Consider the following 15437-nt stretch of genomic DNA (forward strand, 5'->3'; position numbering starts at 1 on the left):
GTCTTATCCCTTCGGGGTTCCTCGGCGACGTTCAAGGAGGAACCGCTGAATCTGCTGAATCACGGTTTTCGGATCGGTCATGATCTGGTCGTTGGTGAACCGCAGCACGGCGTAGCCGTCCGTCTGGAGCCGCACGTCCCGCTGCCGGTCCAGCGCGTACTTGACCGGATCGAGGTGGTCCGGGCCGTCGATCTCGACGACGCATCGCTCGTCCCGCCAGAGCAGGTCGAGCCGGATGGGGTTGACGAGCGGATGCGGCCGGTACGCCTGGTTCCAGGCGCGCCCGATCGCCCATTCGCAGGCGGACAGTGCCCTTTCGAGGGCCTGCTCGGCGGCGCTGCCCGGGTGCGGTCTCCCGGCGACGGCAGGGAAGCCGATCGTCCGGGACGCTGGGGCGGGGAGCGCCTCGGGCAGCTCGCGGGTGGTGGCGGCCAGCTCGGCGGGCAGCCGTACGAACCTGGTCTCCAGGCGGTCGACGGTGGTCAGCGGTGCGCCGGCCAGCCAGACGCCCAGCCCGCCGCGGTGGGCGAGCCATTCGCAGGCCCCGGTGAGGATCTCCTCCGCGATGGGGGAGAGGCCCGCCGGAACGGCCACGAGGATCGACGCGTGCGCCCGTTGGAAACTCGCGGCGAGCACTCGGGCGAGCCCGGCGGCCCGCGTCTCGGGAGCGAATTTCGTCCGGCCTCCCGCGAGGACGCCTGTCCTGGTGGGAGAGGCGCCGGCGCGGTGGAGGGAGAGTTCGGCTAGATCGGCGAGGAAGGGGCCGAAGTGCCCGGTCGCCGATGCCGTCCGCAGGGCGAGGGACCGTACGGCGGGCACGCCCGCGCCGCCGGGGCCGCCGATGCTCTCCGCCTCCGGCAGCCATGAGGGGAACAGGCCGACGGCCGCCGCCTCCAGCTCGTCCAGGATCGAGGTCACCAGGTTGGCTGTGGACGGTGCCTTGCGCGCGACATACGTGACGATCGCCGGTGCGTCGTCGGGCAGCGGGTCGATCGCCAGGGTCAGGGCCTCGACGCCGGCGCCCTGGAGGCGCACGACGCGACCGACAGGCAGCTCTCCCCACGACCACGCCACGGGTAACCCCTGAAGTCCGGATTTATCAGTTTGAGGGAGGCTATCCGGCCATCAAGCGTTTCGTATGACTTTTGCGGGAGATCTCGGGGACTTCGCCGGCAGTTCCGTGCCGGGAATCGACAGCCGGGATTTCCGCTGCCTTATCTGGCGGCGAGGTGGTGTGGAAGTCTGTCCGGAATTAATCGGAAGAGGGCGTTGAGCCATTGTCGGTAACTGGCGATCACGTTGTGTGACGCTGGCATGGTCCAGTTGTGCTCGCGGTTGAGAAGGATGGCGAGCCGGGTCGTGCGCCGGCCCCGGCGGTCGATCAAGGGCACGGCGATCAGCGTGCCCACGGACGCCTGGCCACCACCGCTGTGACCTGGGCGCCGACGAACGTCAGTGTGCGCGTCGCCATGAACTGCCCCGGCGACGGCACCGGAGGGCACGGAAGGTCAGCGTGGAACCGATCTCCTCGGTTCCAACCGGGACGGGCGGCGGTGGCGTTCTACATGGCGTGAGGAGAACGTATGGACCGCTATGAGGGCTTCCGCGAGTTCGTGGGCGCGCGCCAGCATTCGCTGATGTACAGCGCCTACCTGCTCACCGGGGACAGCCATCTCGCCGAGGATCTGCTGCAGAACGTGCTGGTGAAAGTCGCCCGGCACTGGCCCAAGCTGGCCAGGAGCGGTAACCCTGAGGCGTACACCCGCAAGGCGCTGATCAACGAGCACATCTCGTGGCGGAGACGCCGGAAATCCGCCGAATACCCGCAGGAGGACCCGCCGGAACAGGGCCACGATCCGGGCGACGACACCTTGCACCGGGTCGCCCTGCAACGTGCGCTCGCCCGCCTGACTCCGCGCCAGCGGGCCGTTGTCGTACTCCGTTTCTATGAGGATCGCAGCGTGGAGGAGACCGCCGGCCTGCTCGGCTGCTCCACAGGGACGGTCAAGAGCCAGACCCATCACGCGTTGGGCCGCCTGCGCTCGCTCGCTCCGGAACTCGCCCACCTTCTTCACGACACCGACACCGCCGGCGCAGAGGAGATCCGCCGATGACCACGCTTCGCGACCATTTGCACTCGATCGCCGTCGGCGCGCCCACGGTGGACCTCACCGAACGCGTGATCCGCAAGGCCACCCGCCGGCGCGCGGGCGTGTACGCCTCCGGTGCCGCCGCCGTCCTCGCTGTCGTCGTTGCCGCGGTCACCGTCATCGGCGGTCGGCAGGAGGGCGACATCATCGCGAGCAAGGTGACCGACACGCTCCCCGCCTCCGGCGTCGGCCCACTGAAGTACGCGTACTACGACTTCTGCGGGGAGAAGTGGACGCCGGGGGTGAACACGCACCTGTTCGCCAAGGAATGCGCACAGTGGAACGTGGTGACGCGCACTGGCGAGACGTACCGGATGCCGGAAGCGCTCAGCGTCTACACCGAGCAGACCGCGGACAACTACATGAACACCGGCGCGCCCCTGGTCATCTCCGCGGATGGGGGACGCGTCGCCTACTACAGCGAGAAGGACCGGAAGATCGCCGTACGGGATCTGGACAGTGGGCGGGTGTGGCTCATGCCGACGACCCTGTCCAGGGCCGAGATGGTGGCCAAGGGAGTAATGCTCGCACTGTCCCCCGGCGGCACCCGCATGGGCATATGGGGCGGATCGGGACAAGACCTGGTGGTCGAGGTCGAGACCGGGAACGTCTCCCGGGTCCCCGAAGGCTGGCACGTACGAACCGTCGGCGACGGCGGCGATCCCGTGGTCGTCACCAGGGAGGGTAAGGGCGGCGGGTTGGGCGCCCTGACGGCGGACGGCACCGTACGCGCGTTCCCGCCGACCGACGACGTCGAATCTGTCGATCTCAGCCAGCCCTCCCCGGACGGAGGCGCGGTGGCTTTTCTCGCCGGGATGAAGGGAGGCCTCTCGGCGAGCGGCGCGTTGGAGGAGTCCAAGCCCAACGACACGATCGTTGTTCTCGACAGCACCACGGGCGAGATCCTGCACAAGGCGCGGCTGCGCGGCGTGCCGCGCGATTTCCAGGCCTGGCGGGCGGGCGGCTGGCTGAGCCGCACAGAGGTGATCGTCTCCGGGCCGGCTCTCGACGACTCTTGGGGGAAAAGCGGCGGGAAGGGCACTCCCGTCCTCGGTGAGCGGACCTACCGCGTGAACGTCCGTACCGGGCAGGTCACGCCGCTGGCGGCCTACACCTACGCGGCCTGGGGCGGCAGCCTGGAACTCCCCGGTTTCTGACCGCCCGGAAGGAGCGCGTGCACACCATGGCTACCGGAAATGAGTGACAGGCCAGTGGCGGTGATCAGCGGCTGGGGTCGGAACGCCAGACCCACCAGGAGTAGACGACCGGGACGATCGCCGAGATCGCCGTCCCGGCGAGGACGATGACGGCCAGCGCGGGGACCGGCAGGACGAAGGCGGCGAGCAGGAGCACCAAGCCCAGCACGGCGAAGAGGATGCCCCCCAGGCGGTTGGCGCGCCTCCAGGCCAGGTCGCTGTCGAGGGTCCACGGGGTGCGTACGCCCGCGATCCAGTTGCTGCGCGACTTGGGCAGGTAGTTCCCGAGGACCAGGAAGAGCGCCCCGAGGAGGGCCATGATGATCCTGACCACGGGAAGATTTCCGCCCGCCGCGTTGATGATGGTCGCGGCGTGGGCGACCGTCATCACGACCAGCACTCCGACCCAGGCCGCGAGGTAGACGTGCCGCGAGCGGGCGGCGTTCTGCCGCCGAGGCACCAGGCGGGGCACGATGGCGAGGAACAGGCCGAGGCCGAGCACGATCAGGGGAAGCGTGATCAGGCCTTCGGTCTTCCCCGCGAAGCGGTCGACCTCGCCGGAGGCTCCCCAGTGCATGGGGACCCGTACGTCGTCGGGGAGGTTCTGCCATCCCCAGAGGGAGATCCCGCCGGTCAGGAGCAGGGTGGCGGCGGTGGCGATGAGGCCCGGGCGGGGGTCGATCCGGTCCTCGGTTGCAGCGTTCTTGGACATGGGGGTCCTTCCTCGTCGTGGTGGGGGACGTGTCCGGTGAGCGCTCCTCAGTTCGGGTCGGGCTCGGGGGATCGGGCCGAATCGATCTTGAACAGGTCGAGGAGCGCGGCCAGTGACTCCTCCAGCAGGGAGAGCTGGAGGCTGTAGACGATCGAGGTGCCATGCCGCTCGCCGATCACCAGGCCGGCTTCCCGCAGCACCCGCAGGTGCCCCGAGAGCGTGGGCTTGGCAATGTCGAAGTGGGTGGCGATCTCTCCGGCGGGGAGGTCTCCCCGCCGCAACAGCGCGATGATCTGCCGGCGCGTGGGGTGCGCCAGCGCCTCGTAGATGAGATTCATCGGCGTTGTTCCTTTATTAGGCAACAACCGAATAATAGCCCATGACGTGCGGAAGCGCGGCTCCGGCCGTGTCCTCATCAAGGTCCGCGCCCTGGTCGGCAACGGAGACTTCGATCGCTACCGGGGCCACCACCCTCGCCGCCCACGACCCGTGAGCTCCCGTGAGTCGGTCCTCATCACCTGGGAGGTAATTGAGGGCCTTCCAGGAGCGTCGTTACCGTCACAGAACGGACCGTTCCCGCTCAGCGTGCGTCCCGGGAAAACGGCGTACGCATACCGAAAGGAAATGACCATGACGTCATCCCGGACCATGGGTACCACGCCGGTGCGCACAGAGCGCCGGGACGGACTGCTGCGCCGGGCCCTTCTGGTCGACGCGGTTCTCACCGGCGCCAACGGCGTCGGCTACCTCGCACTGGCCACCGTCCTGGACTCGATCCTGGGGGTCGAGCGCTCGATGCAGTACCCCGTCGGCGTGTTCCTCGCGGTGTACGCGGTGTGGGTCTACTTCGTCGCCCGGCAGGAGCGCATCAGCCGCGCGGCCGCCGGTTTCGTGATCGGTCTGAACACCCTGTGGGCCGTGCTGAGCGTGGTGACGGCCGCCGTCGGCGCACTGGGCGCCACAGGTGCGGGCACGGCCTGGATCGTGCTGCAGGGCCTGGTCGTGGGTGCCGTGGCCGCCGTCCAGTACGTGGGTCTGCGCCGCGCGTGACCTGTTCGCGGCACGTCCCGGGCGTGGCACGAGAGCCGACGATGCCGCACCTTGCGGTACGGCAGGCGTTTTGTGGTGTTCGGGGCGCGTTGTCGGTGGCAATTGTTCGGATATTTCGCTGAATTTCGGCTCCCGAAGGTCGCGAATTCCCGTGCCGGGGCAAGAGCCGGTCATCATCCCGGCCGGGGATCGTGAGGCGCGTGGCGGGCGGATATCCGTGGGGTACACAGGCTGGCATCGCCCGTTTCACGTCCGTCGCGACGTGCCCGCCGCCGAGTGACGCGAAGAGGCAGGTGCCACGACATGGCTCGTCATCTCATGGAGAAGTCGCAGGCCCCGTCCATCTGTGCCGCCCTGCGTCTCGCGCCGCTCGCGACGGCGGTCGCGATCGCCGGGGCGGTCGCGTGGCCGCAGGGAAGCGCGGACGCGGCCGCGATCCGTCCCGCCGCCTGGGTGACCACGCTGGCGTACGACCACGGCCCCATCGTCGTACGCACCGGAAACGGCAGGCGCAACAAGAACTTCGCGCCCTCGGTCAACAGCCCCACCTTCCAACGCGGTGTGCAAAACGTATCGAGCAACTCCGAGAGCACCAACACCCAGTCGGCCTCCTGCAAGAAGGGGTGGCGGGTGTGCCGGATCAAGCAGCGGCTCAAGTTCGTCCGCAGGCGATGAAGCACCCCGCCGTCACCGGATAAACGGTAATGAAGCCGTAATAACGATTCTTCGCGTCATGCGCGCCCGGATTCGCGGGTGGGCGGACAGTACGCTGGCGAAACGGTTCCGGTCCGAATGTTGCCGGAATTCGTCCGAATTGAGCAGAGGGCGACACAGATGTTTTGTCAGCATGACAGCGGGGTGCGGGGCGGAAACGGGATGCGCGGCGGAAAGAGCCGCACTCCCCTTTTCCTCGCCGGAGCCTGCGCTTTCGCCGCGTTCGTCGTGAACGTCGCGTCGCTTCCCGCCCGGGCGGAGACGGAACGGTCCTCGGCGGCGCGGGAAGCGGTCGCGGTCAGATCCGCCCGCGGTGGCGGAGGGGACGAGAACAAGGTCGGAAACGGCGCCCGCAACGCCAATATCTCGGCGGTGAAGAGCCCGACGAACAACCACGGCTACCAGCACACGTCGACGAGTGACATCGGCGGCGCGACCAGCGTCCAGAACGTCCTGTGCCGCAACGTCAAGGTCTGTTCCGTGACCCAGAAGATCACGGCTGTCATCCCCGAGCAGGCGATGAAGGGCGATCCGGGGCTGCCGGGGACCGCCACCATTTCGGAGACGCCCGACCAGGGCGCGGCCGCAGCCGACCCGGCCATGTTCGACGCGACACCGCTCTGGCTGGAACCCGACCTCCGCGATCTGTGGTGAGGTGATCCGCCGGAGGCCGGGTCCGCCCGGCCGGAGCACGTGCCTCATGGAGGCGTCAGGTGGCCAGCGCCACGGTCGGGGACAGGCGGGCGGCGCGCATGGCCGGATAGAGGCCCGCGACCGTGCCGACGATGAGCGTGGCGCCGACCGCGCCCGCGATCGCCCAGGGCGGCACGACCGGCGGCCAGCCCTGGGACAGCGCGTAGCCGACCGTGGCCAGCGCGCCCAGCACCGACCCCGCGACGCCGCCCAGCGCGGACAGCAGCAGTGACTCCGTCAGGAACTGGATCCGCACCTGGCCCCGGGTGGCCCCGAGGGAGCGGCGCAGGCCGATCTCCTTGCGGCGTTCCAGCACCGAGATCACCATCGTGTTGGCCACGCCGACCCCGCCGACCAGCAGCGCGACGCCGCCGAGCCCGAGCAGCAGATTGGTGAACGCGCCGGCGGCGGCGGCCCGCGCGGCGAGCGCGTCCGAGGGCCGGCTGACCTCGACCTCCTCCGGGTTCTCCGGGTTCACCGTACGAGGCAGCACGGACCGCACGGCCTCGACCGACTCCTCCGCCGACCGTTCGTAGATCGTCGTCGGGTGTCCGTCGAAGCCCAGGCGCTCGGCGGCGACCGGGAACCCGACCAGCGCCGACCGTTCGATCTCGGGGGCGAGCGGCATCGGGCCGAGGACGCCGATGACGGTGAACCACCGGTTCCCGATCCACACCCGTACGCCGATCCGGTCCACGCCGAGCCGTTTCGCGGCGACGGAGCCGAGCACGACGGCGGGCTGCCGCTCGGTCGCGGCGTTCAGCCAGGCCCCCTTCGTGACGCTTCCCTCCAGCGTGGTGAGCAGGTCGGCCGTCGCCGCCTGTACGGCGATGCCGCCGGTCACCGCCTTGGGGATCAGGTTCGTCCGCCGGACGGTCGCGTCGACGGTGCCGGTGGCGGCGGCCGTGCTGACCGGGCCGATCCGCTTGACCATGGCGACCGCGCCGGTGGGGAGCTGGGACGTCTCGCCGAAGAGGGTATGGCCGGCCGAGACGGTGAGCATGTTGGTGCCGAGCCGGTCGAGCTGGCGCAGGAGTTGCTCGCGCGAGGACGACGAGATGCCGATCACCGCGATCATGGTGGCGATGCCGATGGCGATCCCCAGCGCAGACAGGAACACGCGGGTCGGGCGGGTGCGCAGTCCGGCCGCGCCGACGCGCAGGACGTCGGCGGGGCCGAGCCGGGCGGGCACGAGCCTCCGGGTCATTCGCGGGCTCCGATCGTGATCTCCGCGGGCGGGCGGTGGCCCGAGCCCTCGTCGTTGACGATCCGTCCGTCGCGGACCCGGACCCGGCGCGGGCACCACTCCGCGATCTCCATGTCGTGCGTGATGACCGCGATCGTGGTCCCGGCGGCGTGCAGGTCGCGCAGGACCCGCAGGACCTCGGCGCCCGCGGCCGAGTCCAGGTTGCCGGTCGGTTCGTCGGCGAGCAGCAGCGGCGGATCTCCCGCGACCGCGCGGGCCACCGCCACCCGCTGCTGCTCGCCGCCCGACATCTGCTCCGGCCGGTGCCCGAGCCGGTGGCCGAGGCCGACCCGCTCCAGTGCGGCGGCGGCGCGCTCCCGGCGGACCCGCAGCGGCACGCCCGCGTACAGCAGGCCGTCGGCCACGTTGTCCAGCGCGCTCGTCCCGGGGGACAGGTGGAACTTCTGGAAGACGAACCCCAGATGGCGGGCGCGCAGCGCGGACAGCTCCCGGTCCGACAGGCCGGCGACGTCGTGTCCGGCGATCCGCACGGTGCCGCCGGAGGGCCGGTCCAGGGTGCCGATCATATGGAGCATGGTCGACTTGCCCGACCCGGAGGGGCCGACGATGGCCACCAGCTCGCCGGCGCCGATCGCCAGGTTCACCCCGCGCAGCGCCTGCACCCGGCCGCCGTACATCTTGGTCACGTCGCGCAGCTCCACCACGTACGGCCCGTCCGGCGTGTCGGGGCCGCCGTCGCGGAGCGCGGGTCGCTCGTCGATCCGTCCGCTCACGACTCGGGCACCCCCACCCGCATGCCCTCGGTCAGGCCCGCGCCGGTGATCTCGACCATGCCGCCGCCGAAGGCGCCGGTCTTGACGGCCACGAGGCGCGCGGCGCCGTTCTCGACGATCTCGACGCCGAACCCGCCCTCGCGCAGCGCGAGCAGCGCCTCCACGGGGACGGCCAGCACGTTCTTGTGCCGCTCGCTCACCAGCTCGACCTCGACCGGAGCCTGGTCCAGCCGGGTCTTCGGCGTCTTGTCCAGGGTGATGTCGACGTCCACGGTGGTGTTGCCATCGCCCTGCCCGTTCGCCGAGGCGCTGCTCTTGGCGACGGTGCCGACCGCGTAGACGCGGCCCTTGATCCGCTCGCCGCCGGGGAGCTCCACGGTGACCCTGGCGCCCTTCTTCACCAGCGCCTGGTCGTCGGTGTTCAGGTCCACGTGGACCAGCCGCCGCAGCCCGCTGACCGTGAGCGCGGGCCGCCCGGGCGAGGTGCGGTCGCCCACCGACACCTTCGCGTCGGTCACCCGGACCGCCGCGGGCAGGAACACCGCCTGCGTCACGTCCACCTGGCCGGTCTCCGGCAGGCCGTTGTCCTCCTGCCACGCCTTGACCGCGAGGTACGTCGCGTAGCTGAAGTGCTCGTCCACCGTCAGGTCGTCCCCGTAGCCGAGGGCCTTGAGATTGCGCTCCAACTGCTCGACGTCCGGGCCGTCGTCCACGCCCTGCCGCAGCGGGCGGTAGAGTGGCAGGTTGCCGTACAGCAGGACGACGGGCTTACGGTCGATCTTGAGCAGCGGACGGCCGCGGCGGACCACGGAGCCCTCCTTGGCGACCGACGTCACCGTGCCGACGGCGTCCGTGCTGATCTGCCGCTCCCCGGCGTAGGTGAGCGCGCCGTCCACGGTCTTGGTGTCCACCAGGTCCTGGCGGGTGATCGCGGCGGTCGCGGTGGTGGACGGCGCCGGGGGCGCGGCCGCCTCCGTGTCACCGCTGACGAGGAGTGCCGCCGTCGTTCCGGCGGCGAGCGCGAGGAGGCCGACGACGGCGGTGAGCGCCTTCCTCACGGGTTCGTCTTCATTTTGGGGGAGAACTCCTTGCACGCCTCCTGGGCTTCCTTGAGCTTCTGCTCGCCGCCCTCGGGGACCGTCATCTTGATGCCGCCGCCGCTCGGGTCGGGCATGTCGACGCCGTGCTCACGCATGCACTGGGCGAACTTCACCATCCGGTCACGCATCTCCGGATCGGGCGCCGTCGCCCGGTCGCCGACGGCCTGCTCCATGAGCGGCTGGCATTCCTTCATCGCCGCGTCGGCCTTGCCCTTGTCCATGCCCTTGGGCATTTCGATGCGTATCGCGCCGCTCGAGTCCGGGTCGGCCATGTCGACGCCGTGCTCGCGCATGCACTGGGCGAACTTGAGCTGCGCCTCGTGCCGGTCGAGGGTGGCCGACGCGGACGGGGAGGACTCGGGGCCGGACGCGCCCCCGCCCGCCGAGGCGATGCCTCCGTCCCCGGAGGAGGCGCCGCCGCAGGCGGCGAGCGCCAGTGCCAGCGGCGCCGCGGCCGCCAATAGCCGGATCTTCATGGGTCGCTCCTTCGCCTCCGGGTCGCTCGCCCGGGGCGCGGACCAACTTCAGCGATCTCGGTGCTAAACGCGGATAAATCAGCAGGGCGTGGTTCGCCTTATCCGCCGTTAACACCCGGTCGGTCACCCTCGGACGTGGACCGGGGAGGCAGGGATGCGCGTGCTCGTCGTCGAGGACGAGGAACAGCTGGCCGACGCCCTCGCACGGGGGATGCGGCTGCACGCACTCGCCGTGGACGTCGCCTACGACGGCCAGGAAGCGCTCGAACTGGCGGCCTACGTCGACTACGACGTCGTCGTGCTCGACCGCGACCTCCCGGAGGTGCACGGCGACGACGTCTGCCGGGCGCTGACGGCTGCGAGCCCGGCGAGCCGCGTCCTGATGCTCACCGCCGCCGGGCGGCTGCGCGACCGGGTGGACGGGCTGTCCCTCGGCGCCGACGACTACCTGGTCAAGCCGTTCGCGTTCGCCGAGCTGGTGGCCCGGGTGCGGACGCTGGGCCGCCGCTCGTCCAGGGCCGCGCCCCCGGTGCTGGAACGGGCCGGCGTACGGCTCGACCCGGCCCGCCGTACGGTCACCCGGGACGGGCGGCCGATCGCGTTGAACCGCAAGGAGTTCGACGTCCTGCTCGAACTGCTGCGCGCGGAGGGGGACCTGGTCTCCTCGGCCGAGCTGCGCCGGGCCGTCTGGGACGAGTACGCCGACACGGGGACGGGCGTGCTGCGGGTGACCCTCACCTCGCTGCGCAGGAAGCTCGGCGAGCCGCGGCTGATCGAGAACGTGCCCGGCAGGGGGTACCGGTTTTGACCGCCCGCGGCACGTCGCGGGCGCGGCGCGTCCTCGCCGCGGCGCTGCCCTGGAACCGGCTGGGGCTGCGGGCCCGGCTGACCCTGCTGTACGGCGGGCTGTTCTTCGCCGGAAGCTCGGCGGTGCTGTGGGTGGGGTACCTGACGACGGCGCGGGCCCTGGACCAGCGGCTCGTCATGAAGTTCGCGGCGGACCCGCTCCCGAAGCTCGGGTCGGGCACGACCGTCATCGGCACGTTCCCGAAGGTGGTGCAGACGCAGGTCGAGCAGCGGGCCGCCGACGTGCTGCAGGAGACGATCCGGTCGTCGCTCCTCGTCATGGTCCTGATCGGGATCATCGCCCTGCTGCTCGGCCACCTGATCGCCGAACGCGCGCTGCGGCCCCTCGGCCGGGTGACCGAGACCGCGCGGCGGCTCTCGGAGAGCAGGCCGCACGAGCGCATCGCGCTGAACGAGAGGATCGCGCTGCGCGGGCCGCAGGACGAGGTCAAGCGGCTGGCCGACACCTTCGACGCGATGCTCGACCGGCTGCACCGCGTGTTCGACGCGCAGCGCCGGTTCATCGCCAACGCCTCGCACGAGCTGCGCACCCCGCTCGCCATCAACCGCACGGTCCTGGAGGTGTCGCTGGAGGAGCCGGCCGCCTCCGAGGACCTCAAGGCGCTGGCCCGCGCGCTGCTCGGCACGAACGCGCGGTACGAGCGGCTGATCGACGGCCTGCTGCTGCTTGCCCAGTCGGAGCAGGAGCTCACCGTGAGCAAGCCGGTCGATCTGCGGCACGTCGTCCGCGTCGTGCTGGACGAGCAGGCGCTCGCGCCGCGGAAGCGGGGGGTCGCCGTTCACCGGGACCTGCGCCCGGCGGTCGTCCGGGGCGACCCGCTGCTGCTGGAACGCTGCGTGTCCAACATGGTGGAGAACGCGGTCAAGTACAACGTCCGCGACGGCGACGTGTGGGTGACGCTCCGCGTGGACGACGCCACCGGCGAGGCGATGGTCACGGTGGAGAACACCGGGCCCCAGGTCCCGCCGTACGAGGTGGACGACCTGTTCGAGCCGTTCCGGCGGCTGCACGGCGAGCGGGTGCGGTCAGCGGGCGGCGCCGGGCTCGGCCTGTCGATCGTCCGCGCCATCGTGGACGCGCACGAGGGCGCGGTCACCGCCCGGGCCCGATCCGAGGGCGGCCTCGCGGTCACCGTACGGCTGCCCACCGTGCCGGGCACGGGGAGCGAGCCCGGCGAGAAGGCCGTGGGCCGGGCGCGGCTACCCGCCGTGATTTCCGGTGACCCGGCCCTTCGCGGGTAGGGGGAAGGGCGACCGCACCGGAAGGGTGGAGGAGGTCGCCTGAGAATGGATCTGTCCGCGAGGAAACTGGGCCTGCCGGACCGGGTACGGGCCTGCCTGTTCGACCTGGACGGCGTCCTGACGCGTACGGCGCGGCTGCACGCCGCCGCGTGGAAGGAGATGTTCGACGGCTTCCTGAGCGAGCGCGCCACGCGTACCGGCACTCCGCTGGTCCCCTTCGACGACGTGGCCGACTACGCCGCGTACGTGGACGGCAAGACGAGGGCGGACGGCACCCGCTCGTTCCTCGCCTCGCGCGGCATCCACCTCCCCGAGGGGGAACCCGGCGACCCGCCGGACGCCGAGACCGTCAACGGCCTGGGCAACCGCAAGAACGAACTGATGATGAGCCGGCTCAAGAAGGACGGCGTGGAGGTGTTCGAGGGCTCCGTCCGCTACGTGCGCGCGGTGCGGGACGCCGGGCTGCGCCGGGCGGTGGTGTCGTCGAGCGCCAACTGCCGGGACATGCTCGCCGGCGCCGGGATCGAGGACCTGTTCGAGGTGGGGGTGGACGGCGCCACCGTCGCCCGGGAGCACCTGGCGGGCAAGCCGGCGCCGGACGCCTACCTCGCCGCCGCGCGGGCGCTCGGGGTGCCGCCGGACGAGGCGGCGGTGTTCGAGGACGCGCTCGCGGGGGTCGAGGCCGGACGGGCCGGCGGCTTCGCCTGCGTGGTCGGTGTGGACAGGGTCGGACAGGCCGACGCGCTGCGCGAGCACGGCGCGAACGTGGTGGTCTCCGATCTCGCCGAGCTGCTGGAGCGATCATGATCACTCATCCCGCGTTCGCGTGCGAGCCCTGGAGCCTGCGGCTGACCGGGCTGGACGTCGACGTCCTCGCCCAGTCCGAGTCGCTGTTCGCGCTGTCCAACGGGCACATCGGCTGGCGTGGCAACCTCGACGAGGGGGAGCCGCACGGCCTGCCCGGCAGCTACCTGTCCGGTGTCTACGAGGTGCGGCCCCTCCCGTACGCCGAGGCCGGCTACGGCTTCCCCGAGTCGGGGCAGACCGTCATCAACGTCACGAACGGCAAGGTGATCCGCCTGCTCGTGAACGACGAGCCGTTTGACATCCGCTACGGACGGCTGCGCGCGCACGAGCAGACGCTGGACTTCCGCGACGGTGTGCTGCGGCGGACCGCCGAATGGGAGTCGCCGGACGGGTGCCCGGTCCGGGTGTCGTCGGTCCGGCTGGTGTCGCTGGTCCAGCGGGCGGTCGCCGCGATCTGCTACGAGGTGGAGCCCGTCGACGAGCCGCTGCGCGTGGTCGTGCAGTCCGAGCTCGTCGCCAACGAGCAGTTGCCCTCGGCGGCGGGCGACCCCCGGGTCGCCGCCGCGCTGGAGGCGCCGCTGATCTCCTGCGAGAACGCCGCGTGGGACGCCCGCGCCGTGCTCGTGCACAGCACCCGCGCGAGCGGCCTGTGCGTCGCCGCCGCGATGGACCACGTCGTCGACGGTCCGGACGGCACCGGCGTCGTCGCGGAGAGCTCCCCCGACCTCGGCCGGGTGACGGTGATCGCCTCGATCGAGCCCGGCCGGCCGCTCCGGTTGATCAAGTTCGTCTCGTACGGCTGGTCGGGCGCGCGGTCGCGCCCGGCGGTGCGGGACCAGGCCGACGCCGCGCTCGCCGCCGCCCGCCAGACCGGCTGGGACGGCCTGCTCGCCGAGCAGCGGAGCTACCTGGACGATTTCTGGGCCCGCGCCGACGTCAAGGTGGACGGAGACGCGGAGATCCAGCAGGCCGTGCGATTCGGGCTCTTCCACCTGCTGCAGGCCGCGGCGCGCGGCGAGGGCAGGGGCATCCCGGCCAAGGGCCTCACCGGCAGCGGCTACGACGGGCACTGCTTCTGGGACAGCGAGGCGTTCGTGATGCCGGTGCTGACCTACCTGCTGCCCGAGGCGGTCGCCCACGCGCTGAGCTGGCGGCAGAGCACGCTGCCGATGGCGATGGACCGGGCGCGGCAGCTCGGGCTGAGCGGGGCGGCCTTCCCCTGGCGGACCATCCATGGCGAGGAATGCTCGAGCTACTGGCCCGCCGGGACGGCGGCCTTCCACATCAACGCGGCCATCGCCGACGCCGTCGGCCGTTACTACGACATCACTCAGGACGAGGCGTTCGACCGGGGCGTCGGTTTGGAGCTGCTCGTGCAGACCGCGCGGCTGTGGCGGTCGCTGGGGCACCACGACGCCGAGGGCGACTTCCGCATCGCCGGGGTCACCGGCCCGGACGAGTACAGCGCCGTCGCCGACAACAACGTGTACACGAACCTGATGGCGCAGCGGAACCTGTACGCCGCCGCCGACGCGGCCAAACGGCACCCCGCGGAGGCCAGGAAGCTGCACGTGGACGAGGAGGAGATGGCGGCCTGGCGGGACGCGGCGCGGGCGATGTACGTCCCCTACGACAAGAAGCTCGGGGTCCACCCGCAGGCCGACGGTTTCACCGAGCACCAGGTGTGGGACTTCGCCGTGACGAGCCCCGACCAGTACCCGCTGATGCTGCACTTCCCGTACTTCGACCTGTACCGCAAGCAGGTGGTCAAGCAGGCCGATCTCGTGCTGGCGCTGCACCGCCGGGGTGACGCCTTCACCCCGGAGCAGAAGGCGCGCGACTTCGCCTACTACGAGCGGATCACCGTACGGGACTCCTCGTTGTCGGCGTGCACGCAGGCGGTGATCGCGGCCGAGGTGGGCCACCTGGACCTGGCCTACGACTACCTCGCCGAGGCCGCGCTGATGGATCTCGAGGACGTCGAGCACAACACCCGCGACGGCCTGCACATCGCGGCCCTGGTCGGAGCGTGGATCGCCCTGGTCGAGGGGCTCGCCGGGATGCGCCTCCACGGCGGCGTGCTCTGCTTCGCGCCGCGGCTGCCCTCGGCGCTCACCGGGCTCTCCTTCACCGTGTCCCTGCTGGAGCGGCGGCTCACGGTCAGGGTGGATCAGGAGTCCGCCACGTACACGCTGCTCGACGGCGAACCGCTCAAGATCGTCCACCATGGGAAGCGGGACGTCGTCTCCAGGGACGCGCCGATCACGTGCGCGATCCCTCCGGTGTTCCCCGGCCCGGCCCCTACCCAGCCCCGCGGCCGCGGTCCGGTGCACCGGCAGACGAGGGAGGCCGCCGGGATCATGCGACCGGCAGGGTCACCGGCTCATCCAGCGACGTGATCACGCGGCCTCCTCAGGTGCCCGCGAGGGTGGTGAGGGCGACCGCCCGGT

Annotated in this window: 17 protein-coding genes; 9 read left to right on the plus strand and 8 right to left on the minus strand. The window is 71.1% G+C overall.

The features are described from left to right. Nucleotides 1–3 precede the first annotated feature (3 nt). On the minus strand, nucleotides 4–1074 hold the full coding sequence (locus ACQP1V_RS01950) for an endonuclease domain-containing protein (RefSeq protein ID WP_433418227.1): 1071 nt from the start codon (nucleotides 1072–1074) through the stop codon (nucleotides 4–6). 140 nt (nucleotides 1075–1214) lie between these two features. After that, a complete protein-coding gene (locus tag ACQP1V_RS01955; RefSeq protein WP_433418230.1) occupies nucleotides 1215–1409 on the minus strand; it encodes a hypothetical protein in 195 nt (64 codons plus the stop codon). Nucleotides 1410–1583: 174 nt separating this feature from the next. Between ACQP1V_RS01955 and ACQP1V_RS01960 the strand changes: the two genes are divergently transcribed. Further along, nucleotides 1584–2114 carry a SigE family RNA polymerase sigma factor gene (locus ACQP1V_RS01960; RefSeq protein ID WP_387416841.1) on the plus strand — a complete coding sequence of 177 codons (531 nt, stop codon included), beginning with the start codon at nucleotides 1584–1586 and terminating at the stop codon, nucleotides 2112–2114. Then, nucleotides 2111–3307 (plus strand): hypothetical protein, encoded by a 1197-nt coding sequence (locus tag ACQP1V_RS01965; protein ID WP_433418233.1) that lies wholly within the window; start codon nucleotides 2111–2113, stop codon nucleotides 3305–3307. The genes ACQP1V_RS01960 and ACQP1V_RS01965 overlap by 4 nt, the downstream gene beginning before the upstream one ends. Nucleotides 3308–3371: 64 nt before the next feature. Here the strand turns inward: ACQP1V_RS01965 and ACQP1V_RS01970 are convergent, their stop codons facing one another. Then, nucleotides 3372–4058 carry an SdpI family protein gene (locus ACQP1V_RS01970; protein WP_433418236.1) on the minus strand — a complete coding sequence of 229 codons (687 nt, stop codon included), beginning with the start codon at nucleotides 4056–4058 and terminating at the stop codon, nucleotides 3372–3374. A gap of 47 nt (nucleotides 4059–4105) precedes the next feature. Then, nucleotides 4106–4396: a metalloregulator ArsR/SmtB family transcription factor gene (locus ACQP1V_RS01975; RefSeq protein WP_387416838.1), complete on the minus strand. Its 291-nt coding sequence runs from the start codon at nucleotides 4394–4396 to the stop codon at nucleotides 4106–4108. A 292-nt stretch (nucleotides 4397–4688) separates the two neighbouring features. Here ACQP1V_RS01975 and ACQP1V_RS01980 point away from each other — a divergent pair, with 292 nt between their 5' ends. The 3 genes from ACQP1V_RS01980 (at nucleotide 4689) to ACQP1V_RS01990 (ending at nucleotide 6476) form a co-directional block, all read left to right on the plus strand. Next, nucleotides 4689–5108, plus strand: coding sequence for a hypothetical protein (locus tag ACQP1V_RS01980; RefSeq protein ID WP_387416837.1), 420 nt, complete (start codon nucleotides 4689–4691; stop codon nucleotides 5106–5108). A 303-nt stretch (nucleotides 5109–5411) separates the two neighbouring features. Further along, the gene (locus ACQP1V_RS01985; protein WP_387416836.1) at nucleotides 5412–5783 is read left to right on the plus strand and encodes a hypothetical protein; all 372 of its coding nucleotides are present in this window, start codon (nucleotides 5412–5414) and stop codon (nucleotides 5781–5783) included. Nucleotides 5784–5861: 78 nt separating this feature from the next. Next, the gene (locus ACQP1V_RS01990) at nucleotides 5862–6476 is read left to right on the plus strand and encodes a hypothetical protein (RefSeq protein WP_433418239.1); all 615 of its coding nucleotides are present in this window, start codon (nucleotides 5862–5864) and stop codon (nucleotides 6474–6476) included. A gap of 55 nt (nucleotides 6477–6531) precedes the next feature. Here ACQP1V_RS01990 and ACQP1V_RS01995 read toward each other — a convergent pair whose 3' ends face one another. The 4 genes from ACQP1V_RS01995 to ACQP1V_RS02010 form a co-directional block, all read right to left on the minus strand. Continuing rightward, nucleotides 6532–7722, minus strand: a complete 1191-nt coding sequence (locus ACQP1V_RS01995) for an ABC transporter permease (protein WP_433418242.1) — start codon at nucleotides 7720–7722, stop codon at nucleotides 6532–6534. Next, on the minus strand, nucleotides 7719–8399 hold the full coding sequence (locus tag ACQP1V_RS02000) for an ABC transporter ATP-binding protein (RefSeq protein ID WP_084259196.1): 681 nt from the start codon (nucleotides 8397–8399) through the stop codon (nucleotides 7719–7721). Before ACQP1V_RS02000 ends, ACQP1V_RS01995 begins: the two co-directional genes overlap by 4 nt. A gap of 92 nt (nucleotides 8400–8491) precedes the next feature. Beyond that, nucleotides 8492–9553, minus strand: a complete 1062-nt coding sequence (locus ACQP1V_RS02005; protein WP_433418244.1) for an efflux RND transporter periplasmic adaptor subunit — start codon at nucleotides 9551–9553, stop codon at nucleotides 8492–8494. Then, nucleotides 9550–10071 (minus strand): hypothetical protein, encoded by a 522-nt coding sequence (locus ACQP1V_RS02010; RefSeq protein WP_387416832.1) that lies wholly within the window; start codon nucleotides 10069–10071, stop codon nucleotides 9550–9552. The genes ACQP1V_RS02005 and ACQP1V_RS02010 overlap by 4 nt, the downstream gene beginning before the upstream one ends. A 154-nt stretch (nucleotides 10072–10225) precedes the next feature. Between ACQP1V_RS02010 and ACQP1V_RS02015 the strand changes: the two genes are divergently transcribed. The 4 genes from ACQP1V_RS02015 to ACQP1V_RS02030 are packed head-to-tail and all read left to right on the plus strand — an operon-like array spanning nucleotide 10226 to nucleotide 15386. After that, nucleotides 10226–10879 carry a response regulator transcription factor gene (locus ACQP1V_RS02015; protein ID WP_433418247.1) on the plus strand — a complete coding sequence of 218 codons (654 nt, stop codon included), beginning with the start codon at nucleotides 10226–10228 and terminating at the stop codon, nucleotides 10877–10879. Beyond that, nucleotides 10876–12180 carry a sensor histidine kinase gene (locus tag ACQP1V_RS02020; protein WP_433418250.1) on the plus strand — a complete coding sequence of 435 codons (1305 nt, stop codon included), beginning with the start codon at nucleotides 10876–10878 and terminating at the stop codon, nucleotides 12178–12180. Before ACQP1V_RS02015 ends, ACQP1V_RS02020 begins: the two co-directional genes overlap by 4 nt. A gap of 45 nt (nucleotides 12181–12225) precedes the next feature. Further along, nucleotides 12226–12987, plus strand: a complete 762-nt coding sequence (locus ACQP1V_RS02025) for an HAD family hydrolase (protein WP_433418253.1) — start codon at nucleotides 12226–12228, stop codon at nucleotides 12985–12987. Further along, nucleotides 12984–15386: a glycoside hydrolase family 65 protein gene (locus ACQP1V_RS02030; RefSeq protein ID WP_433418255.1), complete on the plus strand. Its 2403-nt coding sequence runs from the start codon at nucleotides 12984–12986 to the stop codon at nucleotides 15384–15386. Before ACQP1V_RS02025 ends, ACQP1V_RS02030 begins: the two co-directional genes overlap by 4 nt. The last annotated feature ends 51 nt before the right edge of the window (nucleotides 15387–15437 follow it).

Origin of the sequence: Microtetraspora malaysiensis (assembly GCF_050947145.1) — a bacterium.
In the GTDB taxonomy this organism is placed as follows: Bacteria; Actinomycetota; Actinomycetes; order Streptosporangiales; family Streptosporangiaceae; genus Microtetraspora_A; species Microtetraspora_A malaysiensis.